The following is a 26,545-nucleotide window of genomic DNA, read 5'->3' on the forward strand; positions in this document are numbered from 1 at the left end:
TACGCTCTAGTACATTAATTTTAACTCCAGGTTCTCTACGATCTTAAATTCACCGGAGTTTGTAATTTTATTATTCTCCGGCTTTTGCCCTTTCTCTCCCCACAGAACAGCAATAAGGTCTACCGAATTATTTTTAAATGTGTTATCTGAAACAGTTACGTGAACAATACCTCTGTTCTTAATAAGAATTTTAGTCTCGTCTGCTAATCCTGAAAGACTGAAAGTATTGCCTGAAAGAATCATATTTCCTCCTATTGTAGATTCATCATAACCTCCACGATAATAATCTATAACTGAATTTTGAAAGTTTTCAAAGTTTGAATTTGCAACAATTAAAAACTCTGCATTGTACTCTCCGGTATCATCAGTTTCATTAGCCAACTGAATCCCATTTTGAAAATTGATGAATTTTGAATTTTTAATTTGAATCGTATCTGCAAATGAAGATTTTGAGGTCTGTAAGATCGACTTGAAATTTTCAAATTGAGAATTTGTGATAAATATATTATAGGCACTTGACATTTGCTTTTCCAGGGTACGTATAGCATCTTGCTTGTTAGTACCATTTAAACTAATATTTTCTAGAGCAAGTCTACCGTTAGGATGCATTTTAAATGCAGCATCCTCTGTATTGAAAGACATTTTGACTTTCTGCTTGACACTCTTAGCTTTCAAAGTGATATTCTTAGTAATGTCTAAAGGCTTCGTAAATATGTATTCTCCTTTTTCAAGTAAAATTTCAGCTCCAGACTCTCCTTTTTCTATAGCGTCAATAAGAGCTTTAGCAGTGCTTACCGTAATAGCCGGTATATTTTTATTTTCTTCTTTTGGTTCGAACCAATTAGGCCCATATTTTGAAAAATCTACTAATTTCCTTCCTTTTTCAGGTGCAATTACAACAGCTCCTGCACGTGGTTGATTTTCTCTGGAGGCTCCAAATAAATCTGTTTTGATTGTTTCAAAATCAAAACCCATATGCACTTCATCTAATTTTTCTTTAGGAATAAAAAGCATATCTCCTTTTTTCTCAATCGTTATCGCGTTTGATAAAACGCCAGTATCATTTATGTCATTTACAACAGCTCCTCCTATAGTATTGTTTTTAAAAGTTACGCCGTCTATAGAATCGTAACGTCTGGTTATTGCACTTTCTCGATCACTATAAATAACGTTATTCGCTACAAGCATACGCTCTGCACGAGCAGATCTAATTTCAGAAGCTGGCAATACTTCGCTTTGATCTACATTAGAACCTACACCAAAATTCCACGGTATTCCGCAATCGATCCAGGTATTATAGGCAACCACCACATCAGTTACCTGATTATAACGATTGAGTGGTGATTTTGGAATACCATTCATAACTGCAAGTGGTGCTCTAAATTCTTCTCCCGTTAACTTGTAAAAATAATTATTAGTAATCCAGTGACCGGTATTAATAACACGAATTCCACCTATATTTGATGAGTTATCATTTCCTATGAATAAGTTAGCGTCTATAGTAGCATAATTACCATGGCGCAAAACCAGCGAACCTTCCGATTCAAAAAATACGTTATTTGAGAATGTATTAAAATTAGACTTACTCGATATAATTTCTACTTCACCGTTACATCTACCAAATAGATTGTGAGAAATATTTGTATACGACGGTGTCATCGAAGTATAACTGTCACCTATCTGTAAGGTCTCACCGTGCGGTCCGCCTTTTCTGGGACGTGGCCCAAAGTAGTTATTTACAATTTGATGCCTGTTGTTTATATGCTCATTCCCTTTAAGATAAACACGTACCGTAGGACCGGTGTTTGATTTGCCCGCTATATAACAATGATCTAGTGCATTATTACGACCCCAGAATTCTACCCAATGATCATCTGTATCTCTATCTGGCTGAGTGAAATTTTCGATTACACAATTTTTTATTGTAGAGTTATTTGCAATACGTCTACCACTTTTAAATTGAATAACAGTATTAGTTGGCGTATAACCATTTGTGAAAAATAAATCTTCTACAATTAGAAAATTACCTCCTAATTCTAGATACGATTCTCCTTCGATGGTAACACCTCCTTTAGTTTGCGCTTTTAAAGTAATGGGACTTTTAGAAGTTCCTTCTCCTGTAAATTTTAAGGCCACGTCTTTCCATTTTCCATCCTTCATAACAATTACAGAGCCCGGCTCTGCATTGTCAACTGCAGCATTAAATTCTTCAATGGATGAAACTAATTCTTCAGACTGAAATGCCAGACTATCAGCAGAATAGCCAATAGTTAGAATTAAGGTAACGATGTAGTAAATTAATCGATTCATAAACACTGGTTTACCAAATTGGTTTACCAAATATATGTATATTTACGCGTTCCCCAAAAAATTAGTCAAAAAACTGCAGATTTCTTTTAATTATCACCATTTTATGAGCAACCATTCAATAAACTATCAAGAGAAATTTAAATTAATAAGCACTGCAACATTGGCGACTGAGTTATTTAAACGAGGTCTAAAAAATCAATGTATTCAAGGGGTTAGTGCATTACATCATTCGGGGAAGAAACTAATTGGTCCTGCTTTTACGCTGCGTTACATTCCCGCTCGTGAAGATCTCAATGGTTTAGAAGTTTTTAAAGATCCTGATCACCCACAACGGGTAGCTGTAGAAACATGTCCCGAGCATTCTGTTCTGGTGATCGACAGTCGTAAAGATGCACGGGCAGCATCTGCAGGCTCAATCTTAATTACCAGACTATTTAAAAGAGGATGTTCTGGCATCATAACCGATGGCGGATTTAGAGACAGTTCAGAAATTGCTGCTCTTGATTTTCCTTCTTATCATAGTAGACCATCGGCTCCTACAAATCTCACTTTGCACCAGGCGATAGGAATCAACGAACCAATAAGTTGTGGAGATGTTGCTGTGTTTCCGGGAGACTTACTCGTAGGTGATGCAGACGGAGTAATCGTTATTCCTCAGCATCTTATTGAGGAAATTGCGGAAACCTGTGCTGAAATGACACTATTTGAAGATTTTGTTATGGAAAGAGTAATACAAGGTGCTAGCATTCGTGGTCTTTATCCGCCTACAAACCCTGAAACTTTAGTTGATTTTGAAAAGTGGAAAGAAATTCAGGATCGCTAAATCCAGACTATACCTGCATCCCGTTTAAGTATTTAAAAATATGTAGTGAAATCTTGAAAATGCTCTATTTTCGTCTGAATAAAACTGCTATTTTGATCAAACAACTATTTGTACTCTACTTCCTCTTTATCTCGCTTTTTGCTGCTGCACAGCAAAATGATATTACGCTAGTCTCGTGGAATATTCGTGATTTTGGTAAAACTAAAAGCAATGAAGAACTCAACCAGATTGCAGAAATTTTAAGAGATGTAGATATTGTAGCTATACAAGAAGTTGTTGCCGGTTATGGTGGTGCTCAGGCAGTCGCAAAACTTACAGCTGTATTAAACCGAAAAGGCGCAAAATGGGATTATGTAATTAGCGATCCTACTAACAGTCCCAAATATGTAACAGAGCGTTATGCCTATATCTGGAAGACAGCTCAAATCAAAATTAAAAACAGAGGAAATCTTGTTAAACAGCTAGATGACGAAGTGGATCGGGAGCCCTTTTTACTTCAGTTTTTTTATGCAGATAAGCCATTTACAATTATCAATTTTCATTCACGACCCTATAATCAAAATCCTGCGCGAGAGATAAAAGCACTCGCAGAGTATGTACTAAATACACAAAACGAACCTGTCTTTCTTGCCGGAGATTTTAATATGAATGCGCAAGAAGAGGTTTTCAATCCATTAAAGAAAAGAGGCTTTTTAACAGCACTTCATAATCAAAAGACAACATTAAAAATTCAATGTAAAGAATTTGAATACCTCAACTATGTTATAGATAACATCTTCTATTCTAAGGACATTCAATGCGTTAATTCTGGTGTTATCGATTTTGTAAAGACGTGTTCTAACCTAGAAAATGCGCGTACTCTTTCTGATCATTTACCCGTATTTGTACGTTTTAGATTTAAGAATATGTAATTCTTCCGTTTAATACCTTAAAACTAAATAATTCCTTTTCGAATAAGTTTAGCCACTAATTCGGTAGAGTTTTTAACACCAAACTCTACAAACAACTTACTCACGCGTTTATCGATAGCACTTTCAGAATTTGGCTTAATATTCTGCTTCATCAACTGCTCTCTTATCTCTCGTTTACTAAAACCATCGGCAAGGCTTTTTAAAACTATAAGATCTAGCTCTTCAAGCTGAAAAACATTAGAGTTTGTATTTAGATTAATTTGCGGAGAAGTATAAGTCTTATTCTCATTTGCATGCTGCACCGCCATCACCAGTTCGTTTAAACTTTGTCTGCCTTTGCACACATAACCATCAATGTTTAATTGGTTGAAAAGCGCCTGTACTTTAGACGGATTATCTTCCATAGAATTGACAATAATCTTAATATCAGGTTGTATTTTACGTACAGCAGCGATAAGCTCTTCTCCAGAATTAAGCTTTTGCTTCAGATGACTTTCTTTAAAAGATAAATCAGTTACAAGTAGTTCAAAGGGATCATTTTCTTGTAAAGCAACACTAATTCTATTGTAGGCTTTATCACAATATAATTCTTCATACAAAAACGGAATCCCTGATTTCTCTTTTAGCGTATCAACAATACTTTTATTATCACCTTGAAAGTCTTCAGCAATCAGAACTTTTTTGAACATAATACAGAACTTTTATTTTGGTATATGGATCAAGGTTTTAAGACCTTTTCCTATTTCTGATTCAAAATTAATAGTTCCTCCAATAGCTTTTATACGCTTTTCTATATTACGTAGTCCATTTTTTAAAATTAATGCTTCTTGTGAGGCTCCTACATTAATATCTTCATAATCGATCTTTAGAGAATTTGACGGTTAGCAATTTAACCGAACTGTGTTTTCTCATATTTATCATTAATTCTCGAAGAAATTTGTAAAGTGCCTCTTAAACCACTGATCTACTTGCTCCCACGAGATGTTATGAATTTAGGTTGTAAAAGATTTATTTTTCGGGCTTTTGTAAAATTTATACTAGAAATTTTAATCCACAACATCAGATGAGATTGATATTTTAATTAAAATAATTTTGGCCAAATCTATCGTGTTGCGTATATGTCTAAATAATTAAAAGTTATTTAATTGAGAAGTCAACCATTTAATTGGCAATTATTAACAGCACACTTTCTGTGATGAATCATTCTATGTCACTTACCTTCACTAATTTTACAAAAAATTAAAAAACTGAAAAATGAGTTTATTAGAAGACCTTCAATGGCGATACGCTGCTAAGAAAATGAATGGCGAACAGATACCGCAGGAGAAATTAGACTATATATTAGAAGCTGCACGACTTGCTCCTTCATCTTCAGGATTACAGCCTTACAAGGTGTTTGTTATTTCTAACCGAGAATTACTGGCGAAGATTAAAGATGTTGCCTGGGGTCAAAGCCAGGTTATTGATTGTTCTCATTTACTCGTTTTTGCGGCCTGGGATGGATACTCAGACGAGCGTGTTTCTGAGGTTTTTAATTATACAATGGACGAGCGCGGTCTTCCACACTCTACTATGGATGACTATAAAAATAACATCTTAGGTTTATATGAGCCTTTAGGGAAAGAATGGCAGGCAGATCACGCTGCTAAGCAGAGTTATATTTCTTTTGCAATGGCTATTGCTGCAGCTGCTGAACAAAAAGTAGATGCTACTCCTATAGAAGGTTTTTTACCTCCTAAAGTTGACGAACTCTTAAATCTTGAGAATAGCGGTTACAAAAGCACACTTCTTCTTACTTTAGGCTATCGCGATGCCGATAACGACTGGCTCGTAAATATGAAAAAAGTGCGTACTCCTAAAGAAGATTTTATTACTAAAATCAAATAAGGTTTTCAATATTTTGATAACTAAAAATGCCCGCTAAAGCGGGCATTTTTTTTATGACTTACTAATCTCAACATTCAGTAAGACCTAAAAAACCTCGTATTGCTACGAGGTTTTTTAGTTGTTCTAATGCTTGGGTACTAGAATACACCTATAAAGTGACTTCCTGTAGTATTTACCAATTCAGCTCCTTTTGTAACTGCACCGGTTTCAGTATCTATAACATAAATATTTCCATTTTTACCTACTGGAGCTTGAGTAACATAGATATCATTACCATCAACTACAAATCCTTGGTACTGGAATAAGTAAAAATCAGGATCGTATGGGATTGCATCAATTTTTTGAGCTGTTCTTGTCTCTAGATCAACTAGTGCAAAAAATCCTTGAGCTCCTGCAACACCTTCTGCAGAACCTGCGTGACGATACGCAACTACAGCTTTTCCGTTTGAAGCTGGTCTCCACGCTAATATATAAGCATCGTCAACTCCTAATGCATCGTCAAAATTAAATACATAAGAGTCATCATACGTATTGTCTGCATTAATTTTTAAGATATGAGAACCTTGTGGGTCTCCTTGATTTGCCTGGTAAACACTTCCTTCATAAAGAAAAGAGTTTATACTTCTGTAACCGTTTGTATTACCTATTCCTACATTAGAAGTGATAACTGTAGGGTTTGTTAAAGATGGGTAATCTAACACGATAGTTTTAGATCCTAAAATCTCATAGTCAGAATCACTTTCTGCCGTATCAGGATTTACTTTACTCAAACGTGCTCCTATATATAATTTGTCTCCTGCAGCGTTTAAAGTTGGCATATCTATTCTAGAGATATAATATCCTTGTGCTTCTTCTTCAGCAGTTAATCGAACGATAGATTCTTCAAAATTCTTTATTAATGAGTTTTCTAAATCTAAGGTTACGATACCCATTGTAGCTTCAGTACGCACATAAAAATCATCTGTATCAATATCTTCCGTACCATTGTCGTCAAATATATTTTCAGTATTTACATACACAGCAGCTCCTGTCTGATCTCCATCAAAAAGCTTAATCCATCGAGGTGCAGATCCTACATAAGGTTCGATGCTTATATCAGACCCTACTTTTACAAAATCCTGACCACCTTCTACTGCAAATTTTGAATAGTTACCACCGGTATCCCCTGCATAACTAATATTAAATATAGTATTTCCATCCTCAGAAGACTGTAAACGTGCCGTTCTATTAGAAGGTACTGTAAAGCCATTGTTAAAAGGATCTACAGAAAAATTAGGGTCTTTTGCCTGCTCACTGGTAATTGAGTAGATAGATGTACCGCCATTTCCATCTCCCGGGTCAGTTCCCATTCGTGCAGCTGCAATGGTGATAAATCTTGATTCGGTTACCGGGTCTGTACCTGGATCTGTATCTTCGTTTGTATCATCGGTACTACAAGATGCCATTAGACCTGCTAGCAGTACTCCTGCCGCGACATATTTGATATTAAAAAAATTGCGCTTCATTATAGTTCTATTTTAGAAATTAAAATTTATTGATTGTATAGTTTAGTTTTAAGTAGAAAGCTCTTCCTGGTTTTTGTACCGAAAGATTATCAAACACCGGCTTGTCAAATATGTTTTTAACATCAAAACTCATTACCAGATTGTTTTTAGGAAAGCTGTAGCTCAATCCAAAATCTTGCTGTAATTGCTCCGGCACTTTAAAAAATTCGTCTCCTACAGTATTTGATCCTTGGGGTACGAGGTAAGAAAACTCGTCTGTATAATACACGGTGTAAAACAGATTTAAACGAGCGTCTTTCTGAATAAAATCTTTAAATGAATATCTAAGACTACCATTCATCGTAAGAAAAGGCGTATTGGGAACATCTACTTCAGCTCCGCGGTTTTCAATTTTTAAATCAAATTTTGACACATTAAAATTGAACCCGAAGTTTGTATTGTAGCTATAATTCAATTGGGCATCAATACCTTTTGAAGTTCCACTTCCCTGATTAACATAGACAATTAGTTCGTCATCTATGTTAGATGAATTTTCAATAGGAAGTCCTATTCGGTCTTTTATATTTCGGGTAAATAAGTTTGTAGAAATTGTAAACTGATGCTTTTTTATGTTAAACGAACCAAATCTAAAACCAAAATTGTAGTTGTTACTTTGCTCGGGTTTTATACTTGAGTTTGCGACCACATTATCTCCGTCGTTACCAAAAATTTCAGTCTCATTAGGTAGGCGTATTGCCTTTTCTGCAGAGGTAAGCAAGGTTAGCTCAGGCAGAATAGCATAAGAAAGTGCAAACCCGTAACCCTCATACGATTTGTTACTACTTACAACCTCATCTATAACTTGATTATCGCCGTTTGCATCAGTTGTTATCGCAGGATCAACACTCACCGATTTTTGCTGATAGTGCTTGCCAAATAAACTGGCTTCTAGCTTATCATCAAAAGCATTAACCTCATAGGTCAACGAGAATATATTTTTATGTAAATCTCTCGTTCCTATAAATGTGTTTTCTAAAAATGATAGCAATTCGTCGCTATCTTCACGATCTATACCGCTATACACGTGGTTAAGTAAAAACCGATGATTGTCATTAACGGAATACGACAATCCCGTACGTATAGAAGCTACATCACGCTTAATTCTAGCCAGTGTAGGACCGCCCTCTTGCTGCGATCCCCACAAGTATTCATACTCGTCACCTCTAAAGTCTGTTGCCCGCTCGCCCGTCCAGCTATATGCTGCAGCTACCGTATCATTTACCTGTCGGTTGCGTTTTCCATAGTATCCATTGATATTAAGGTCTAAACCTTCTACAAATAGATCGCGCTTTTGGTAAGTAAGATTTGCCAGCGCAGCGTCAGATTCAAGAAAACGCCCTTTATACGGTCTTATCGTCATAAATGCACCGTGCTGTACTTCCTTATAATCGTCAGAACCGGTAAAGCCTACAAAAAATTGATCTGCCCATTTTACATTGGTAAATCCTAATTGCACCATTCCTCCGGTTGAGCGGTATGCATCATTAAATCTACGTGCTGTGATAGGTGTTTGTACACCGCCCAAGCCTGTAACTACGACACTTCTACCAGAAACTTTATAATCGTTATCTGAATAATTATGGAAACCAGAAGCTTTAACGGTAAAGCCCGATTCTTCAAATCGGTACAAACCGTTTACACTTGCTTGAAAGGTATTAAACGATCCATAAGAAACGGAAGCATTCAAATGTGTGTTGGCAGTTTTATCTAGAACAATATTTATAGCTCCTCCTAAAGCATCATCGGCTAGATAACCGGGCACAACTCCTTTGTACACTTCGATCTGCTCAATTAAAGAGGGTGGAATACTATTTAAATTAAACGAAGACCCAAAAGTCGAAATAGGAATCCCGTCTATAAAAATACGCACCGCACTTCCTGAAAGTCCGTTTAGAGAATATTCTACATTAGAACCTAATCCTCCATTTTGACGAATCTTTACACCTACTGTGGTATTGAGTAACTCATTAGTTTGTATGTTACGCTGGCTGGCTTCTTCGGTATTGATGATGTTAACTGCAAAACCTTTTTTCTCGATTTTGGTTTTTAACGATTCACCTTTAATAGCAACTTCGTCAAGCTCATAATCTTTGTCATTTTTAAGCTGAATGTCATGACGTAAAGGAGCATTTTTTACCGTTACCTGTTCAAAGCCTATAAAATCTCCTGAAGAAACTTCTAATGTATAGGTTCCTGAAGCAATGTTCTTCAAAACATAAATCCCGGCTGCGTTTGTAACTGCACGCTGACCATATTTTGCGTGATTAAGTTGAACCGTAGTATTTGCAACCAAATATCCATTTGCATCTTTTACTACACCACTTATGTCATATTGTGCAGACGCCAAAAGCGGAAAAACAAGTAATAAAAAAAGTAATTTTTGCTTCATCAATAGTTATTGAGTTGCAAACTTATTATTATTTAGATTAAGTACAAATAAAAATAAAGACTTTATTTATTCAATTTGATCAGTATACACGGGAGCTCTTTACCACTAAGGGATACGGTAGATTTTATAGAATTGAAATTCGTAAGAAGTTACACGGTAGTTTAGAATTTGCTTCCGTTTTGAAGTTGCATTAAGCCCTCTTTATTAAGAATGCGTATGCGTTTTCCTTTGGTCGCTATGAGTTGTTGCTTTTTCATTTTTGCAAGTGTACGTATACACAATTCTGTAGCTGTACCTACAACCGCTGCAATGTCTGCCCGGGAAAGAACAAGATTAAAATAACCGGCTTCATCACACCCAAAATTTTTCTCCAGATACAGAAGTACTTCTGCTATACGCTGACTTACCGATTTTTGCGCCATATTCACGATTAGATCATCTGCTTGCTTAAGCTCCTGAGCCATATGCTTCAGGATCGCAGCTACAAAAGCCGGGTTGTCGGTAAGCGTTTTAGTTATGTTACTTTTAGGTATGTAACAGACTTCCATATCGTTTAAAGCTACGGCGCTTAGGTTTGTCGCCTCTTCTGCTATAAGGGAACGCTGCCCCATTACTTCTCCTTTTGTAGCTATTTTGACAATTTGATCTTTACCGTTTTCACTAATTTTTGAAAGCTTAGAAACTCCGTTGCGTACACAAAAGACTCCATTAAGTTGCTCGCCTTCTCTAAAAATAGCTTCTCCTTTTTTTATAGTGCGGCTAATCTTACTGTCAGAAATTTGTTTAAGCTCTTCTTTTTTCAAAGCTTTAAGCGCATTCAACTCTCGGATTATGCAATTTTCACATCTGGATTCTGAATGATCTGTCATACCATCAAAATTAGGCAAAACAACTCAATCATTTATGCCGGTTGATGCTTCACGTATGCTTTCAGTAAAAAAAGAAAACCTCAGAATAGTAAAGCTAAGATTCTGAGGTTTGTTTAATAAATAGTCTATAAAATAGTTACATCAGTAAGCTGCCTGCGATTATTAATATACTCGATACAATACTTGCGCCTAGTAACTTAAAAATTAGCTCGGGCTTTTGTACAGTTAAGATAGCTGCATTATGCGTGCTGCACAAAATTACCGTGAGCATAACAATTAGCATTTGAGTCATTCCGTGCCCAAAATGAAGCACACTAAAGACTGCTGCAGAACCTAAACAGGTACTTAGAATGATACCTAGTGCAGAGTAGCCAAGCACATTATCAGTAAAATCAGAATGGAATTTTGAGAACACGTTCATACCAGATCATTTTAATTATTAGTAATTTACAGGGTAAAATTACCGGTAGTCTGCGTCCTATTTTATGACTTTTGTCAGTTTACAGAATTAAATTCAAATTAAAATAAGTGATCGTTGTAAGCCCTTTTTAGAACCAAAGACTAAACACGCTAATCAACCTAAATACAATGAAATACGCACTTTTACTTTTTGTTCTTAGCATTACACTGGCTTGTAATTCAAAAAAAGAAAACAATACACAACCTGAAACAACTACAGAAATCGAAGTTCCAGCAGAAGAACCAAGAAGTTATCCTGTGGCTTTTGAGAAAATACTAGAAGCTCACGGTGGGCTAGATAACTGGAAATCCTATAAAACGCTTCAGTTTACGATTGATAAATCACCTAATACAGACGAGACGCACACCATAGATTTGCAAACCCGCAAAGATCATATTCAAATGGGTGCTGCTTCAATGGGTTTTGACGGTTCTCAAGCCTGGCTTACCGATCCTGAAGAGACTTATAAAGGCAATCCTAACTTCTACCACAATCTTATGTTTTATTTCTATGCAATGCCGTTTGTACTTGCCGATGAAGGAATCATTTATGAGCCTACAAATGACCTTGTAGTTAAAGATGTAGCATACCCTGGTTTTAAAATAAGCTTTGAAGCTAATGTGGGTACGTCTTCAAACGACGAGTATTACATATACTACGACTCAGAAACTTATAATATGCGCTGGTTAGGTTATACAGCAACTTTTGGCGCAGAAGAAAAATCTGATGCCATAAATTATATTGCGTATGACAACTGGACAACTGTTGAGGATATACTCTTGCCTCAATCTATATCCTGGTATGTGGTAGAAGATGATCTATTAACCGAACCTCGCAACACGGTTTCTTTTAAAAATAGCTCATTAAGTAAAGAAGCAAAACCAGATACGTTCTATTCCAAAAAATAAGTGCTGCCTAAGGAGCATTTTCAAAACGCAGCGCATAACTTGTGCTGCGTTTTTAGTTAATACTATTTATGAAAATTCAACACAAACGAATTATAAAAATCACCTTGTTTATCGGTGCTATTGTAATTTTCTACAGCACCGGCCTTAATACTCAGGTTTCAGCACTGGTACAGCGTGGTTTGCTTAAAACTGGCATTTTTAACCCGAAGATTGAGCGTGCTCAGGAAACTACAGGCACTTCAGAAAACGAACTTACAAAAGCAGATTTTGAAGTTCAGTTTTACAATGAGCAAGACGAACTTGTTTCTTTAAAGACATTTAGAGATAAACCTATTTTTATGAATTTCTGGGCCACCTGGTGCGCACCTTGTATCGCAGAAATGCCAGGGATTGCCAATCTCTATGCAGATAAAAATAAAGATGTAAATTTTGTACTCGTTTCTTTTGATACAGACTTTCAAAAGGCACGTCATTTTAAAGCAAAAAAAGGCTACACCTTTCCCATTTATCGGGTTGCAAATGACCTTCCTGAGATGTACAACACCGGAAGCCTACCCACAACGATTTTTATAGATGCCCAAGGCAATCTTGCCCTTACCCACATGGGAATGGCAGATTACGACACACAAAACTTTAGATCTTATCTGGATTCGCTGAAATAAAAAGCCGCTTAACGTGCACTAAAAAATATTCAGTAAGATATTTGCTAAACTTTAGGAACCCATTAAGAAAGTTCACTTTAGCCATTACGTCAAAACAGAAAACCCAAAACGACTAAAAATCGTTTATATTAAAAAAGAGTATGAAAAATAGAATTTTATTTTCAGCATTACTTGCAGCGACTATCGCATTGAGTTTACTATTTACTTCGTGCGGAGAAGGCAAACAAGGCAAAAATGAAGTGACAGAAAGTGCAGATATGGCGCTAAATGAATCGTTTCCCGCTGCTAAAGCAGACGAGGCGTGGAAATCACAACTTACCGAGGAGCAGTATGAAATTATGGTAAAGAAAGGAACAGAAGCTCCTTTTGAAAATGAATTCTACAACAATCACGAGGAAGGTATTTATGTAAGTGCTGCTACAGGACAGCCTTTATTTAGTTCTGAAACTAAATTTGACTCCGGTACCGGATGGCCTTCTTTCTCCAAACCTATAAATGAGGATGCCGTAATCTGGGTAAAAGACAATAGTCTGGGAATGACTCGCGATGAGGTGATCGAGAAAGAAACGGGTTTACACTTAGGTCACGTGTTTGACGATGGTCCAGAACCTACCGGCTTACGTTACTGCATTAATTCTGCTGCTTTAAAATTTATACCGAAAGATAAGATTGAAGCGGCTACTTCACAACAAGAAGCGACTGCTTATTTTGCAAGTGGATGTTTCTGGTGTGTAGAAGCGGTTTACGAAAGCGTAAAGGGAGTTAAAGAATCAATTTCTGGTTATGCTGGTGGACATACAAAAAACCCAACTTACGAAGAGAGCAATACCGGTAAAACAGGTCACGCAGAGGCTGTGAAGATTATTTACGATCCGAGTGTGGTTACTTTTAGCCAACTGGTAGATGTGTATTTTGGTTCACAGAATCCTACACAGGTAAATGGTCAGGGGCCAGATAAAGGTTCGCAGTACCGCTCTATCATCTTTTATCAGAACGATGCCGAAAAGAAAATTATAGACGAGAAAAAAGCTGCATTAGCTAAAGAGCTAGATGCTAAAATTGCTGCTGAAGTGAAGCCTTTTGATAAATTCTGGGAAGCCGAAGGGTATCACCAAAATTACGAAAGACAACACCCGGAGAATCCATACATTCAAAATGTATCGATCCCAAGATTAGAGCGTTTTCAAGCAAAATTTCCAGATCTTATAAAAGACGGAAAGCATTAAGACTTTAATTTTTAATTCAATACACAACAAAGCTCCCCTCTATCTTAGGAGGGGAGCTTTGATTTTAATTCTGTTTAAGAATTAAAACGCATACATCCCCTCCTTTAAAAGGAGTGGAACTTTAAAAAATTCCCAATGCACTTACGCGAAGCCTCCGCATCCCGAAAGAAAATCGCTACGATTATCACCTTTCTTTCTATTCCCTTATCGGGATTTATGACCGATATCTATTTGCCATCGTTTCCGTCTATGGCACGTAACCTTAATGTTTCTGAACAAAGCATCCAGTTTACGCTCACCTGCTTTTTTCTAAGTTATGGTTTTGCTCAACTTTTTGTAGGTCCTGTAGCAGACAGTATTGGGCGACGTAAACCCGTAATGATTTCGCTTGTTATTTTACTGTTGAGCAGCCTTGCGGTTACTTTCACCCACGAAGTCGCAGTTATTAGCTTGTTGCGTATTGTACAAGGGATTGCGACTGCGTTTATTGTAGTGGCAAAACGTGCTTATTTTGTAGATCTATACGATGATAAAGAGCGAAAACATTACCTGAGTTTCTTTACCATCGTCTGGTCGTGTGGCCCTATTATCGCTCCGTTTCTTGGTGGTTTTCTTGAGGAGCAGTTTGGCTGGCAGTCTAATTTTTACTTCCTGGCGATCTATGCAGCGATACTCTTTGGAGCCGAACTCGCTTTTGGCGGGGAAACCATACGCAATTACAAAAAATTCAACCTCAAGAAAACTTCGCTATTGTATATGGCAATGCTCAAAAATCCGGGGTTTATTATGGGAATATTAGTCTTGGGGTTTGCCTACTCAGTGGTGATGGTATTTAACATCGCAGGGCCATTTGTAGTAGAACACCATTTTAATTACAGTCCGGTGATTATTGGGTACTGCACACTGGTTCTGGGACTCTCCTGGATGATAGGTGGTATTCTAAGTAAGAAATTTACACCAGTGGCTTTTGCAAAAAAAATACGGTTAGTTTCCTTAATACAGTTGGTAATTATTGGCGTGTTTATCGCGCTCGCCAGCTTTGTAGATAATCTGGTGCTGCTTATTGGTTTTGCTTTTTTTATTCACATCTGCTCGGGCTTTTTGTTTACCAATTACTTTACTCAAAATATGATTTTCTTCCCGGGAAACGCTGGTATCGCTGGCGGACTAATGGGCGGTTTGCTCTACATCATCACTTCTATAGGGAGTTTTGCGATCTCCGCCTCAGGCGAAATAAACACGACATTCGATATGTCGTTACGCTATCTGATGATCGCGTTACCGCTGGCAGTAGTCCTTTATTTTTCGTTAAGGTATTTTAAAAAAAGGGAGATGCGGAAGCGGGTAATGAGTTAATGGTTGATTGTTAGAAGCGAAAAGTTGATGTTGTAGATTTGGATGTCACATCGAGCGCAGTCCTGATGCGGGACAAAAGATAAAATTGGACTTAATCAATGAAAAGTACTTTCATGTTTCTCACATAGATTTGAACCAAGCAATTAATTAATTATTTATTTAGAAAGAAATAATTTTTACCCAACTTATTTTAATTGTCTTTTTATTGTTTTTGTACATTTTCTACTCCAAACCATTCAGTTATTTTTTTCATAGCTGATTCTCCCATTTCTGATAAAGCTAAAACAACTAAATTCTTTTTAGCTCTAGAACAAGAAACATAGAATAAATTTTTAGTTCGTAATTTTCTGTCAGAATTTGTTTCAGTATTATTAAAAAAGTCTTTAAAATTATACTTTGCAACCCAACTTGTATCATCAATTACAACTAAAACATTTCTATATTCTTCTCCTTTTGTTCCGTGTTTTGTTGAATATGAAGTTTGTTCTTGAATGTGTTTAAAAGCACAAATTATCTCATTATAATTAATATGCATTAATGAATCATAAAATGCTTTATTTTCAGTTGCTCTCTTCTTTTCCTCATCATCTGTAATACTTTTTATATCTATTTTTACTTTTTCTAGAAACCGTTGTAAGTTCCTAGAACATAACGATAATTGGTTTGTTTGGCAAAAATCAAAAACATCTTGAACTGTTCCAGTCGTTCTTAATGTAGTTAACTCCTCTAATTTATTTTCTATTTCTTTTTTATCAGAATGTTTAGTTAGAGAACTAAAAATACCCTGTTGTTTTAAGTACTTTATAACTCTGTTATAGTTTTTCTGTTCCCAAAATGAAGCTAAATGTTCTATTCCCGTTTCTCGTTCTTTAGAAGTTTTTTTGTCTTTAGAACCAAAGAAGTATGAAGCAAAATGATTTTCTCTATTTAATAATTCTGCTTTAGGGTCATAAAACCTTTTAGAATACGTTTTGTATAGCTTTCCAAAACCTGCTCTTTCTGCAACTTTACTATTTGCTATTATTAAAATTTTATCATCCCCAAACTCTGAAAAATCCCAACCATTTTTTTCTAAACTTGAAACGACTTTGTCATAGTCTGTACTTTTTTTAGGTGCAATTCTTTCGTAATAAGCCCTTTTACCTTCTTTTGGTTGTATTGGTGCATTTATACAATTAATAAACTGAACAATTCCTTCAATACTTTTTTTACTTTCAGGAATAATCTGAGTTATATTATCTCGAATGTTATTTAAAAGATTAACTACATTTTCAGAAGAACGATAATTGTCGTCTTTCGTTACAAGTTTAAGTTTGTTTGAATCAATATAAGTTTGCAATGAGCCAACTCCTTCATCATAGATTTTTTGATAAGAATCTCCGTAGAAACCAACTAATAGTTTTGATTTATTTCTTTCAAGTAGATAATTTACAATAGCATCAACAGTTTCACTAGCTGTATCTTGATACTCGTCTATAAAAATATAAGGATATTTTTGACCTAAGATTTGAGTTAAAGCAGTATAGTTTTTAAACATCTGTAATGATAAAGTTATTACATCATCGTGATGTAGACTCCCTTGTTCAAAATCTCTATAACCACTATCGTCATATTTCACATCTGTTTTAATCCTATCTTTTAATCCAGTTTTATATTTTTCAGGTTTTTTACTATTAGCAATCATAAACTCGTTTAAAACATCTAATTCAATAATTAGTTGTTTATTGAACCTTTTGATGCAATCCCACAAAAATTCGTGAATTGTGGAAACAATGACTAAAGGATTATTTTCAAGTCTTTCAATAATTTCATTTTTTGCAACATTAGTATAAGTAATACAAACAATTCTTTGATTGTTTAGTTTGATACTTTCTCCTTTGGTTGCTAAAACGTGATTTATAGTTTGAATTAAAGTATATGTTTTACCTGAACCAGCTCCAGCTTCAAGAACAAAACTTTTGTTTTCTTCTATAAGATTTATTATTTGTTCTATAGCTATCATTCTAATCGTTTTTAGCTAACCAAATCAAACCTTCATTTATATATTCTGGAACTTTCCATTCTCCATATTCCTTTTCATTAAAAGACATAATATCGAATGTGAATTCCGTTTTTTGTTTAGATGTAAACTTATCAGGCATTTCTATAGATATATCTTTGTTTTTTAGATAAGAAAATTCATCCTTTATTTTTTTTCCTTTATCAATAGGATGTTCAGTTAAAAAGAAATCTTTATTTGCATTTATAAAAGCATCTTCAAAACTTCTTGCGTTATAACCGTTTTCATTTGTTTGATAAGCTACACGAATATTATCTTGTATCTTATCTTCAACTTTACAATTTACTAAATCGGGTATAGTTGTTTTGTTTGGTAACCACTTAATCAAAGTTTGGTTTGTTGTAAATTCCCCAACATCAACTTTACATTTGCTAGTTTTCTTTTTGTTTTTTTCTATGTGTTTTTGCGCAGAATCAATATCTGTAATTATTAGTGTTCGAACTTTTATAAACTCTAACATTTCTCTAAAAGAATGAGCGTAAGCTCCACCAACTTCGAGTATAGAGACATATTCGTTACACAATGATTTTGCAGATTTTTTAATCATTTGAGGCAAAAGCATACGTTCAGTCGTACCTTCAACTAATATGACTTTATCCGCAAAAAATAAATCAGATTTATGAAGGGTTAAATATTGCCTTAAAAATCTAAAAGTTCGTTTATCGTTCTTGATTTTTAAATTATTAAAATCTTGATTTATTATTTTATACCCTCCAGATTCAGTTTCTAATCTATTGAAATATCTAATTCTATTAAACCCTAATTCTGTCTCAATCCCTGATTCTGAAAGTATATGCGAAGAATGTGTTGTGATAATTACCTGTATTTCTATGTCAGTATCATTCTTAGCATCTTTTAAAACTTCTGAGACTTGACTGATAAATACTTGTTGCATTTGTGGATGCATATGAGCTTCAGGCTCTTCAATAAGTATACAAAGTAAATTTGAGAGCTTCACCTTTTTAGAGTTTTTAAATTTCTCAATAAAACTTTCTAACTCTAATATCATATATATTAGATTGCTATAACCAAGTCCATTATAACTTTCTGGTAAGTTTACTTCATTTTGTAAATACAGATATTGTATATTATTTTTAATAACTTTTTCAGAATCAAATTTTGAATCGATCGTTATGGTAGGAATTGAAATTAGAGTTTTAGCTCCAAATCTTCCTAATTTCGACATTATACTTTCTAATACCTTTTCATACTTAGTTTTTAAATCTTCTGAAACTGTTTTTAATGTGTTCTCTAAATCTTTAACATCCTGATTGCTAGTTTTGTCTCTGTGTTTGTAATAATTAGAAAAACCAATTGATAAAGCATTATTAGAATCACTATTTATATCATCTAAAATTCGCATTGCTTTTATATTTTCAAAAAGCATTACTTTTTGAATTTTCGTTTTAAAACTGTCTTCAATTATTCTTTTATAGTCAGATTTTTTATCAATTGCGTAGCAAACATTTTCATATAAAAACTTGATGTTTTGATGAAGGTATTTTATTAAGTCAATGCTATTCTCTTCTCTATTTTCATATGATTGAAATACTTTTAATGTATTTTTTGGTTCGAAAGACACACAAATTGTAGCATCATTTCTAGCATCTTCTAAATCTGTAATAAATTCACTTAGTTCTACAAGAGATTCATTATTCTCCTTATTATATTCAATTTCAAAATTGATTTTGATTTTGGGAATTTCAGCTAATAGTTCTTTTTCAAGTTCTTCTTGATCCTCTTCTGTGATTCCTTCTTTTTTAGATTCTAAATATTTATTGAAACAAGATTTAAATACAGCATAAGAACTCTGAGAAAAATCCTCAAAAATAAATTTACCATCTGTACTGGTAGCTAACCTTATTGCTTCAAAAAAAGAGGTTTTTCCAGTATTATTTTTTCCGACAATCAATGTTATATCGTCTTCTAAGTTGCAACTTACACTCTCTAAAAGGCGAAAGTTTAAGACTTCTATTTTTTTTATTTTCATATAAATTTTATTAAAGCTACAGTGACTTTTATTGTTGATGAATCCTAACGAATGGTTTTTTTTCAGTTTAACTCAATTAGGATAAGAAAAATAATAAGACTCTAATCATCAGCCCTTAAATCTACCACATCTACAATTTTAATAAGTACAGATTCCCGTAATCCGCCCATTTAAAACTTAAAAAAGGGGATAAATCCGTTATTTTGTTTTTACAGATCCGGTGCAGGCATCACCTTCTTCAATGCCTTGAAGCCAGATTTTTAATGTATCAACTCGTTCCTGGGTTAAAGCTTCTAGATAACTTGCGCTACATACTGGCTGTATACTTCCGTAGTGATTGCCTGCATATGCGGGATACTTCATTTTAAGTTCTGCATCTCTAAATTGTAACCAGAGTTTCTGAGCAGTTCTTAAGTTTTTAATGAAGAGCGTGTCGTGCTTATATTCTTTTAAAATATCTTGATAAACTTTATTGAGTTCGTCATCAACTTTTTGTAACGACTCATAGGCCGCTATATTCATTTCAGATTGGTTTTGTGAAAAACCACTCAAGGAAATGGTAAGTAACAAGAATGTAAATAGATGTTTCATAAGTAGGTGTAATTTCTATAACGATTGTCTTTTAAATGCTGTTCTCTAACACACCGCTACCTCTCGCATATGTATATGAAGTACTAAATATCATTCTTTTTTATTGGTTTCTATACGTTGCTAAAAGTTTATTTTTGCTTCTTCATAAATAACAGATGATTCCTACTCCAGAAATTCGCCACGTCAATGTTACGCGGTACATTACTCCTTTGCGGGAAGGCGGTTCGCTGCCAGCGGTCGCAGATGCCGATGACGGTTTTAAGTATGTCGTAAAATTTAAGGGCGCCGGGCACGGGGTAAAAATGCTTATCGCAGAACTTATAGGTTGTGAGATAGGTCGCGTACTGGGTTTTAAAGTTCCGGAAGTGGTTTTTGCACATCTTGATGAAGCTTTTGGCCGCACCGAAGCAGATGAGGAAATTCAGGATTTGCTTAAAGGCAGCCAGGGACTTAATATAGGATTGCACTTTTTATCAGGTGCCATAAACTTTGATCCCGTTGTAACGACTATTGATGCGCAACTGGCTTCAGAAATTGTTTGGTTTGATGCATTTATGACAAACATCGACCGCACCTTCCGCAATACAAATATGCTGATGTGGCACCGCGAATTGTGGTTAATCGATCACGGTGCATCGCTGTACTTCCACCACAGTTTTACGAATTGGGAGAAAGGAGCACAAACCCCATTTGCACTGGTTAAAGATCACGTATTGCTTCCGCAGGCAAGCGAACTGGATACTGCAAATCAAAAATTAAAAAGCCTACTTACACCGCAGGTTTTACAAGATATCGTAAACCTTATCCCGCAAGAATGGCTCGAGTGGGAAGGTTATGAGCAGACAACCGAAGAAATTCGCGCGATCTACTTTCAATTCTTAACCGCACGATTAGCACAAGCCGAAGTATTCACTAAAACTGCTCAAGATGCACGGAAAGCACTTATATGAGTACGCGGTAATACGCATTGTACCTCAGGTAGAGCGTGAAGAGTTTGTAAATGTAGGCGTAATCCTGTATTGCAAAAGTCCGCGGTTTGTAAATATGAAATACACGCTGGATTCTCAAAAACTAGCTGCGTTTTGCCCAGACCTTGATGTCGAGCAGGTACAAAAAAACCTCAGCGCTTTTAAAGCAATTAGCTGTGGGGAGAAATCTGGCGGTCCTATTGCACAGCTTGAAGCTTCAGAACGTTTTAGATGGCTTACTGCTACCAGAAGTTCGGTGATACAAACGTCAAAAACGCATCCCGGTTTTAGTGGAAATCTAGAAGATACTTTAGAACAGTTGTTTAATGATTTAGTGATGTAGTTTAAAATCAAAAAATTTTGAACTTGAATTAAAAAAACCTCATTAAATGGGGCTTTGTTCATTTTTTCAATTGATGAAAAAACGAACCAAAAAAATCTAGGCTTAAAAAGCTTTATCTAAATCTATCATTTCCTCGCTAAATTTTAGAAACTCGCTCAACTGATCTTTAAAGATCTGAATACGTAAACTCAAACAGTCTAAAATTTTACGCTCACGCATTTCAGATTTTACGATACATCTTTATAGGCCAGTGTTAACTGCTTAAATGCCTGTTGAGTATTTCTAACACTTGAAATACTGATTTATTTAAATAGGGCTTTGTTCATTTTTTCCATTGATGAAAAAACGAACCAAAAAAATCTAGGCTTAAAAAGCTTTATCTAAATCTATCATTTCCTCGCTAAATTTTAGAAACTCGCTCAACTGATTTTTAAAGATCTAAATACCTAAGCTCAGACAGTCTAAAATTTTACGCTCACGCATTTCAGATTTTACGATACATCTTTATAGGCCAGTGTTAACTGCTTAAATGACTGTTGAGTATTTCTAACGCTTGAAATACTGATTTATTTAAATAGGGGCTTTGTTCATTTTTTCCATTGATGAAAAAACGAACCAAAAAAATCTAGGCTCAAAAAGCTTTATCTAAATCTATCATTTCCTCGCAAAATTTTAGAAACTCGCTCAACTGATTTTAAAGATCTGAATACGTAAACTCAAACAGTCTAAAATTTTACGCTCACACATTTCAGATTTTACGATAAATCTTTATAGGCCAGTATTAACTGCTTAAATGTCTGTTGAGTATTTCCAACTCTTGAAATACTGATTTTACTGATTTATTTAAATAGGGCTTTGTTCATTTTTTCAATTGATGAAAAAACGAACCAAAAAAATCTAGGCTTAAAAAGCTTTATAGGCCAGTATTATCTACATAAATGGTAATACAAACTTCAAAAACACATTCGGGTTTTTTAAAACCAGAGGAAGCCTTGCGGCTTCCTCTGGTTAAAATTGAACTAAAAACGATAGGTTATTTTTCCTCTTAAATAAAACGGGGTTCCCGGCGTAAAATGAATCTCCTCTACAGCCGCAGGCTCATTAAAGAGTCGGCTTTCTGTAGCAAACTGGGTCTCATTCCATTGGGTGTCAAAGAGATTTTCGACAATTACGCCTAATGTCCATTTGTTCCAATTGTAATTCACATTAAAATCGGTTACAAAATAGCCTTCCGCAGTGATTGAATCATCCTCATTTGCCGCACGATCGCCCAGCCATCTGTAGCCCAACGAACCTGAAAAACCTTTTAGATTTTCTACACTAAAACCACCCGCAGAGGTAAATTTTGGCGCAAGGGGAATATAATCTGCTCCATCTGGCTCTTCGGTACTTCGGGTGTGGGTATAATTGCCGTCTGCATAGAAATACAACCAATCGAGAACTTGATAGCGGGCTCCCAGCTCTACACCCATACGTCGCGTTTTTCCGCTAGGTTCTACAATACCTGCATCACCTACATACACAAACTCCTGATCGAGAAAAAGCGTCCATAACGTAGCGTTAAGCGCAAGCTTTTCTGTAGGCTTCACAATAGTCCCCAGATCTGCGCTATATGCCGCCGGTAAAATATCTTCTCCACTATTTGCAACGACTACACGTGCATCATTAGAATGAAAACCAATTCCTGTTTTTAAAGAAAGCTGCCAATTACGATTCACCGAAAAGACCGTATTAAATTTTGGACTAAAGGCAACTTTAGACTCGCTTTGCGCATCGTAAGTTTCGGTAAGCTTGTTGTAATAATCAAACTTAAAATAGTCTAATCGTACTGCAGGATTAAACGTGAACTTACCGGTTTTAAATTCGGTATTTAAAAATGCAAAAGCATTAAACTCATCTACATCACCATAGGCAAGACGGTTTAAGGTAATCTGTCTGTTGAGGGTATGTGCCAGTTCTACATCATCTACATTATCATATCTAAACCCAATACCGGCTTGATAATCGAGTGTAGTGTTAGTAGATACCGCAAGCTCCCGCTGCTCATAGATACTTTGTAACCCGGCAATAAACCGATCTTCATGTTGCTTAATCTGATCGCCATTCACAGGATCTTCTAAGAAAAAGGTAAAATTAGAAAACAACTCAAAATCATATTTAGACACATAAGCATTGGTTTTTAAAACCGCATCGTGTTCCAGATTTTTTAGGTGATTGAGGCTAAGGTTAGATCTGCTGGTTTGCCCGCCTTCAGTAGCGTCTATTGCTCCAAACCTACCTATCAAACCCTGATCGACCGCGCGCTGCGGGATTTGCCCGGAAGCATCCCACTTGCTCTGAAAATGAGACGCGGTAAGTGTAAGCTTGTCATTATTTGCATTAGTATACCCGTAACGTCCCATAACATTAAACCGATTAAAATTTTGTGGCGCATCAAAAGGACCATCGGTTAAATAAATCTCAGAAGCTACATAAGCGCTATGTTCGTTTTCATCAATAAGATTAAACATTCCCGTTAATCGGGAGGTGTTAAACTGGCCCGCTTCTAACGAAATACTACTAGCGTCAAGTTGGTCTTTTAAACGTAAATCTACATAGCCGGCTGTATTAAAATTCCCTTTATCTGCATAGTAAGCACCTTTACCAAAATCGATGTTCTGTATGGTTTCAGGAATCACAAAGTGCAAATCTGCATAGCCTTGACCGTGTGCGTGTGACACCATATTTACAGGCATCCCTTCTACGCTTATCGCGACATCGGTGCCGTGATCTACATCAAAACCCCTTAAGAAAATCTGTTCGGCTTTACCACCACCGGCGTGCTGGCCTATAAATAATCCGGGTACTTTTCTAAGTATTTCCTGTGAAGATTTCACCGGATTGAGTTGCAGGTCCACCGCGGCTATGCTGCTTAGTGTATTTACCTTTGAAGTAAGTACAATTTGATCTAGCGAAGTGCTCGCTTCCACTATTGTAAGTAGCTGAGATTGGGCAAGCATTTCTCTGGTAAGAATTTGTTTTTGAGTTTGAAAACCAAGTCTCGAGATTACTACAGAATCATTTATTTGTGCATTAGGAAGTATAAAATCCCCCTTGCTGTTTGTATGTGTATGTTTCCCGGTGTTGAGGTTGTAAATAGTCACATTCTCAATAGGATTGTTTTGAATATCTAAAATATTTCCGGTAAAATTCTGAGCAAAACTCAGGTGTGCGCAAAGCGTAAAAAGCAGTAAAAAACTGTATTTCATATTTTTGTGTATTAACATAATTGTATAAGCTGTATCTTCTTTTTCATTTAAAAAAGCACAGCATAGCGTGGCTAACCCTAAAGTAGCGGCTAGCGATAAAAATTATATGAAATACTACAGTTTAGGAGGTGGTGATGGGGTGTGGAGTGTCAACTGCTGATGTGTAGCAGCGATAAATTGGACTACAGACTCTTTTCTTAATTGAAAAGTCGCCAGGTCTGTTTTGAAATGTGCGCCAGGGAGGTGTTTATCAATTTTAACCGGCTCCTGTTCTTTTTTTTCTTGCTGAAAATCATCTCCAAAAGGCTCTAAAACTTGTTTGATGTATTCTAAAGTTCGGTGGTCGTGACCGGCTTCTGCAAGAAGCTGCTCGGCATTTAAAAAATCGTGATTGTGATCGCTAGAAGTTACGTGATCAAATTTATGTTCCAGATCGTGAACCAGTGTAAGTATCTCTTTTTGTAAGGGTGCTGCGACATACACAAGCGCCATAAACAGACTTGCAATTGCAATAGCTTTAGATCGTAAAAAAGACTCTTCTTTAAACATCAGGCTTCACTCAAAAACTGAAGTTTACAAAACTAATACTATACCTTTCTTAACCTTGATTATTTGGCTTAAAATTTAATCCTTAACCAAATATGTCTAAACGAGACTATACGGTAAATTTTAATTTTTAAAACTTCCTATATGCCAGAGTATTCCGGAAGGATCGTGCACAAAAAACTCGGCTCCCCAGTCATTAGTCACAATTTCTGAAACCCGAACACCGGGATATTTTTGTGGCAATTGGAGCGCTTTTATATCAATCAGGAGCTGTTCTAAGTCTTCAACTTCCAGAAAAAGCATGCTATTATCTATCCAGTCTTTGACGTAGGCATCCTGCAAATAAAAGGAGAAATCTCCTAGTGTAAACACTGCCATTTTAGGCGGAAGCAGCACTTCTTTAAAACCCAAATCCCGGTAAAACCTACGTGAAGTTTCAAAATCTTTAGCTCCTATAAACGGTCGAATGGATTTGGGTTTAAAATTCATTTATTTCTTTAGTTTTTCAATTACCCGCTCCGGGTAATCGGTGATTATACCATCTACTTTTAAATTGATTACCGCATCAATATCGGCAGGTTCGTTCACCGTCCACGGTATTACCCGCATACCCTTATCACGAATGGCGGTTACCTCAGCACTATCAAGCAATTTAAAATACGGACTATAAATCTCTGGTTTGAAGCTTAACAGTTTCAAGTTTTCTTCAAGAGTTCTGTCCTCTACTAAATAAGCCAATTCGATCTGCGGATAATTACTGTGCATCGTCTCAAGTATGCGTATATCAAAAGACTGCATATTAATTTGACCCTCAGCCTTTTTATCCTGTACCACCTGCATTACCAGATCTACAAATTCATCTGGATCGGGTTGATATATTCCATAAATAGCCTCTTCAGATTTTATCTCAATATTAAACTTTACAGGCTTGAGATTTTCGGCTTTAATCGTCGCTGCAACGGTATCAAAAACCTCACTTAGTAACGGCTTATAGGTTTTCATTTTTTGCTGCTGCGGAAAGCGTACATTCCCTTTAGAGCCACCGTCAAATTGTTTAATTTCGGCATAATCCATCTCATAAAGGTTATATTCTTTTTCGGTTTCTTTAGCGATAAAATCCCCTGCAGGCGTTTGCATATAAAGGGCGAGCATATATGGCTCGTGGCTTACCACTACCTTTTTATCTTTAGAGATCACTACATCAAGCTCCAGCACATCTACCCCTTTTCGTAATGCTCCCAGAAAAGCCTCGATAGAATTTTCGGGTAGATTACCGCGCTCTCCTCGATGCCCTTGTACCTGTATTGTATGTTGTTCTGCTACCTTCATCGGTTCTTGCTTTTCAGATTTTGACTTACAGCCTGTCGCAATTAATACTAGTGTAAGTACTCCTAAAATTACATTTTTCATTGTGGATTCAATTTAAAAAAAGCCCGCCATCTATTTTACAATATA

22 protein-coding genes are annotated in these 26,545 nt (G+C 35.8%); 9 read left to right on the top strand and 13 right to left on the bottom strand.

Annotation, left to right across the window (positions count from 1 at the left end; all coding sequences use genetic code 11):
- Positions 1-6 precede the first annotated feature (6 nt).
- Entirely contained in the window at positions 7-2,310 is a 2,304-nt protein-coding gene (locus DSM00_RS09920; protein WP_128757857.1) for a chondroitinase-B domain-containing protein, read from the bottom strand.
- A gap of 103 nt (positions 2,311-2,413) precedes the next feature.
- Between DSM00_RS09920 and DSM00_RS09925 the strand changes: the two genes are divergently transcribed.
- Both DSM00_RS09925 and DSM00_RS09930 read left to right on the top strand, forming a co-directional pair.
- On the top strand, positions 2,414-3,133 hold the full coding sequence (locus DSM00_RS09925; RefSeq protein WP_164916319.1) for a ribonuclease activity regulator RraA: 720 nt from the start codon (positions 2,414-2,416) through the stop codon (positions 3,131-3,133).
- Between the two features lie 92 nt (positions 3,134-3,225).
- Complete coding sequence (locus tag DSM00_RS09930) at positions 3,226-4,044, top strand: endonuclease/exonuclease/phosphatase family protein (protein WP_128757858.1); 819 nt, start codon at positions 3,226-3,228, stop codon at positions 4,042-4,044.
- A gap of 23 nt (positions 4,045-4,067) precedes the next feature.
- Here DSM00_RS09930 and DSM00_RS09935 read toward each other — a convergent pair whose 3' ends face one another.
- A complete protein-coding gene (locus DSM00_RS09935; protein WP_128757859.1) occupies positions 4,068-4,733 on the bottom strand; it encodes a helix-turn-helix domain-containing protein in 666 nt (221 codons plus the stop codon).
- Positions 4,734-5,298: 565 nt separating this feature from the next.
- On the opposite strand from DSM00_RS09935, the gene DSM00_RS09940 reads away from it, so the two are divergent.
- Positions 5,299-5,931: a nitroreductase family protein gene (locus tag DSM00_RS09940; RefSeq protein WP_128757860.1), complete on the top strand. Its 633-nt coding sequence runs from the start codon at positions 5,299-5,301 to the stop codon at positions 5,929-5,931.
- Between the two features lie 137 nt (positions 5,932-6,068).
- Here DSM00_RS09940 and DSM00_RS09945 read toward each other — a convergent pair whose 3' ends face one another.
- The 4 genes from DSM00_RS09945 to DSM00_RS09960 form a co-directional block, all read right to left on the bottom strand.
- Positions 6,069-7,436: a hypothetical protein gene (locus DSM00_RS09945; RefSeq protein WP_128757861.1), complete on the bottom strand. Its 1,368-nt coding sequence runs from the start codon at positions 7,434-7,436 to the stop codon at positions 6,069-6,071.
- Positions 7,437-7,455: 19 nt separating this feature from the next.
- The gene (locus tag DSM00_RS09950; RefSeq protein WP_128757862.1) at positions 7,456-9,864 is read right to left on the bottom strand and encodes a TonB-dependent receptor; all 2,409 of its coding nucleotides are present in this window, start codon (positions 9,862-9,864) and stop codon (positions 7,456-7,458) included.
- A gap of 161 nt (positions 9,865-10,025) precedes the next feature.
- Positions 10,026-10,733 (bottom strand): Crp/Fnr family transcriptional regulator, encoded by a 708-nt coding sequence (locus DSM00_RS09955; protein ID WP_128757863.1) that lies wholly within the window; start codon positions 10,731-10,733, stop codon positions 10,026-10,028.
- A gap of 136 nt (positions 10,734-10,869) precedes the next feature.
- Positions 10,870-11,154, bottom strand: coding sequence for a hypothetical protein (locus DSM00_RS09960; RefSeq protein WP_128757864.1), 285 nt, complete (start codon positions 11,152-11,154; stop codon positions 10,870-10,872).
- A gap of 167 nt (positions 11,155-11,321) precedes the next feature.
- Between DSM00_RS09960 and DSM00_RS09965 the strand changes: the two genes are divergently transcribed.
- The 4 genes from DSM00_RS09965 (at position 11,322) to DSM00_RS09980 (ending at position 15,345) form a co-directional block, all read left to right on the top strand.
- Positions 11,322-12,101, top strand: a complete 780-nt coding sequence (locus DSM00_RS09965; RefSeq protein ID WP_128757865.1) for a DUF6503 family protein — start codon at positions 11,322-11,324, stop codon at positions 12,099-12,101.
- A gap of 68 nt (positions 12,102-12,169) precedes the next feature.
- On the top strand, positions 12,170-12,763 hold the full coding sequence (locus tag DSM00_RS09970) for a TlpA family protein disulfide reductase (protein WP_128757866.1): 594 nt from the start codon (positions 12,170-12,172) through the stop codon (positions 12,761-12,763).
- A 257-nt stretch (positions 12,764-13,020) separates the two neighbouring features.
- Positions 13,021-13,989, top strand: coding sequence for a bifunctional methionine sulfoxide reductase B/A protein (locus DSM00_RS09975; RefSeq protein ID WP_128758088.1), 969 nt, complete (start codon positions 13,021-13,023; stop codon positions 13,987-13,989).
- A 135-nt stretch (positions 13,990-14,124) separates the two neighbouring features.
- Positions 14,125-15,345 carry an MFS transporter gene (locus DSM00_RS09980; RefSeq protein WP_128757867.1) on the top strand — a complete coding sequence of 407 codons (1,221 nt, stop codon included), beginning with the start codon at positions 14,125-14,127 and terminating at the stop codon, positions 15,343-15,345.
- A 202-nt stretch (positions 15,346-15,547) separates the two neighbouring features.
- Here DSM00_RS09980 and DSM00_RS09985 read toward each other — a convergent pair whose 3' ends face one another.
- The 3 genes from DSM00_RS09985 to DSM00_RS09995 form a co-directional block, all read right to left on the bottom strand.
- Positions 15,548-17,347 (bottom strand): UvrD-helicase domain-containing protein, encoded by a 1,800-nt coding sequence (locus tag DSM00_RS09985; protein ID WP_128757868.1) that lies wholly within the window; start codon positions 17,345-17,347, stop codon positions 15,548-15,550.
- 1 nt (position 17,348) lies between these two features.
- Positions 17,349-19,394, bottom strand: a complete 2,046-nt coding sequence (locus DSM00_RS09990) for an ATP-dependent nuclease (protein ID WP_128757869.1) — start codon at positions 19,392-19,394, stop codon at positions 17,349-17,351.
- A 198-nt stretch (positions 19,395-19,592) separates the two neighbouring features.
- A complete protein-coding gene (locus DSM00_RS09995) occupies positions 19,593-19,985 on the bottom strand; it encodes a lysozyme inhibitor LprI family protein (RefSeq protein WP_128757870.1) in 393 nt (130 codons plus the stop codon).
- A 155-nt stretch (positions 19,986-20,140) separates the two neighbouring features.
- Here DSM00_RS09995 and DSM00_RS10000 point away from each other — a divergent pair, with 155 nt between their 5' ends.
- Both DSM00_RS10000 and DSM00_RS10005 read left to right on the top strand, forming a co-directional pair.
- A complete protein-coding gene (locus DSM00_RS10000; protein ID WP_128757871.1) occupies positions 20,141-20,935 on the top strand; it encodes a HipA family kinase in 795 nt (264 codons plus the stop codon).
- Positions 20,913-21,296, top strand: coding sequence for a DUF3037 domain-containing protein (locus tag DSM00_RS10005; RefSeq protein ID WP_128757872.1), 384 nt, complete (start codon positions 20,913-20,915; stop codon positions 21,294-21,296). The genes DSM00_RS10000 and DSM00_RS10005 overlap by 23 nt, the downstream gene beginning before the upstream one ends.
- A gap of 1,019 nt (positions 21,297-22,315) precedes the next feature.
- Here DSM00_RS10005 and DSM00_RS10010 read toward each other — a convergent pair.
- From DSM00_RS10010 to DSM00_RS10025, 4 genes are all read right to left on the bottom strand, one after another.
- Positions 22,316-24,544: a TonB-dependent receptor gene (locus DSM00_RS10010; RefSeq protein ID WP_128757873.1), complete on the bottom strand. Its 2,229-nt coding sequence runs from the start codon at positions 24,542-24,544 to the stop codon at positions 22,316-22,318.
- A 114-nt stretch (positions 24,545-24,658) separates the two neighbouring features.
- Entirely contained in the window at positions 24,659-25,093 is a 435-nt protein-coding gene (locus DSM00_RS10015; protein ID WP_128757874.1) for a hypothetical protein, read from the bottom strand.
- A gap of 120 nt (positions 25,094-25,213) precedes the next feature.
- A complete protein-coding gene (locus DSM00_RS10020; RefSeq protein ID WP_128757875.1) occupies positions 25,214-25,579 on the bottom strand; it encodes a VOC family protein in 366 nt (121 codons plus the stop codon).
- Positions 25,580-26,500, bottom strand: a complete 921-nt coding sequence (locus tag DSM00_RS10025; RefSeq protein ID WP_128757876.1) for a glycerophosphodiester phosphodiesterase family protein — start codon at positions 26,498-26,500, stop codon at positions 25,580-25,582.
- Between the last annotated feature and the right edge of the window lie 45 nt (positions 26,501-26,545).

Origin of the sequence: Leeuwenhoekiella aequorea, from assembly GCF_004104375.1 — a bacterium.
Taxonomy (GTDB): Bacteria; Bacteroidota; Bacteroidia; order Flavobacteriales; family Flavobacteriaceae; genus Leeuwenhoekiella; species Leeuwenhoekiella aequorea.

What these genes read in the sequence shown, in the direction of transcription:
- DSM00_RS09975 (WP_128758088.1), top strand. Translation starts at nt 13,021, where the DNA reads ATGGCGCTAAATGAATCGTTTCCCGCTGCTAAAGCAGACGAGGCGTGG.
- DSM00_RS10010 (WP_128757873.1), bottom strand. Translation starts at nt 24,544, where the DNA reads ATGAAATACAGTTTTTTACTGCTTTTTACGCTTTGCGCACACCTGAGT.
- DSM00_RS09935 (WP_128757859.1), bottom strand. Translation starts at nt 4,733, where the DNA reads ATGTTCAAAAAAGTTCTGATTGCTGAAGACTTTCAAGGTGATAATAAA.
- DSM00_RS10000 (WP_128757871.1), top strand. Translation starts at nt 20,141, where the DNA reads ATGATTCCTACTCCAGAAATTCGCCACGTCAATGTTACGCGGTACATT.
- DSM00_RS09980 (WP_128757867.1), top strand. Translation starts at nt 14,125, where the DNA reads ATGCACTTACGCGAAGCCTCCGCATCCCGAAAGAAAATCGCTACGATT.
- DSM00_RS10015 (WP_128757874.1), bottom strand. Translation starts at nt 25,093, where the DNA reads ATGTTTAAAGAAGAGTCTTTTTTACGATCTAAAGCTATTGCAATTGCA.
- DSM00_RS09945 (WP_128757861.1), bottom strand. Translation starts at nt 7,436, where the DNA reads ATGAAGCGCAATTTTTTTAATATCAAATATGTCGCGGCAGGAGTACTG.
- DSM00_RS09925 (WP_164916319.1), top strand. Translation starts at nt 2,414, where the DNA reads ATGAGCAACCATTCAATAAACTATCAAGAGAAATTTAAATTAATAAGC.
- DSM00_RS09970 (WP_128757866.1), top strand. Translation starts at nt 12,170, where the DNA reads ATGAAAATTCAACACAAACGAATTATAAAAATCACCTTGTTTATCGGT.
- DSM00_RS09990 (WP_128757869.1), bottom strand. Translation starts at nt 19,394, where the DNA reads ATGAAAATAAAAAAAATAGAAGTCTTAAACTTTCGCCTTTTAGAGAGT.
- DSM00_RS09950 (WP_128757862.1), bottom strand. Translation starts at nt 9,864, where the DNA reads ATGAAGCAAAAATTACTTTTTTTATTACTTGTTTTTCCGCTTTTGGCG.
- DSM00_RS09920 (WP_128757857.1), bottom strand. Translation starts at nt 2,310, where the DNA reads ATGAATCGATTAATTTACTACATCGTTACCTTAATTCTAACTATTGGC.
- DSM00_RS09940 (WP_128757860.1), top strand. Translation starts at nt 5,299, where the DNA reads ATGAGTTTATTAGAAGACCTTCAATGGCGATACGCTGCTAAGAAAATG.
- DSM00_RS10025 (WP_128757876.1), bottom strand. Translation starts at nt 26,500, where the DNA reads ATGAAAAATGTAATTTTAGGAGTACTTACACTAGTATTAATTGCGACA.
- DSM00_RS09995 (WP_128757870.1), bottom strand. Translation starts at nt 19,985, where the DNA reads ATGAAACATCTATTTACATTCTTGTTACTTACCATTTCCTTGAGTGGT.
- DSM00_RS10005 (WP_128757872.1), top strand. Translation starts at nt 20,913, where the DNA reads ATGCACGGAAAGCACTTATATGAGTACGCGGTAATACGCATTGTACCT.
- DSM00_RS09965 (WP_128757865.1), top strand. Translation starts at nt 11,322, where the DNA reads ATGAAATACGCACTTTTACTTTTTGTTCTTAGCATTACACTGGCTTGT.
- DSM00_RS10020 (WP_128757875.1), bottom strand. Translation starts at nt 25,579, where the DNA reads ATGAATTTTAAACCCAAATCCATTCGACCGTTTATAGGAGCTAAAGAT.
- DSM00_RS09955 (WP_128757863.1), bottom strand. Translation starts at nt 10,733, where the DNA reads ATGACAGATCATTCAGAATCCAGATGTGAAAATTGCATAATCCGAGAG.
- DSM00_RS09960 (WP_128757864.1), bottom strand. Translation starts at nt 11,154, where the DNA reads ATGAACGTGTTCTCAAAATTCCATTCTGATTTTACTGATAATGTGCTT.
- DSM00_RS09985 (WP_128757868.1), bottom strand. Translation starts at nt 17,347, where the DNA reads ATGATAGCTATAGAACAAATAATAAATCTTATAGAAGAAAACAAAAGT.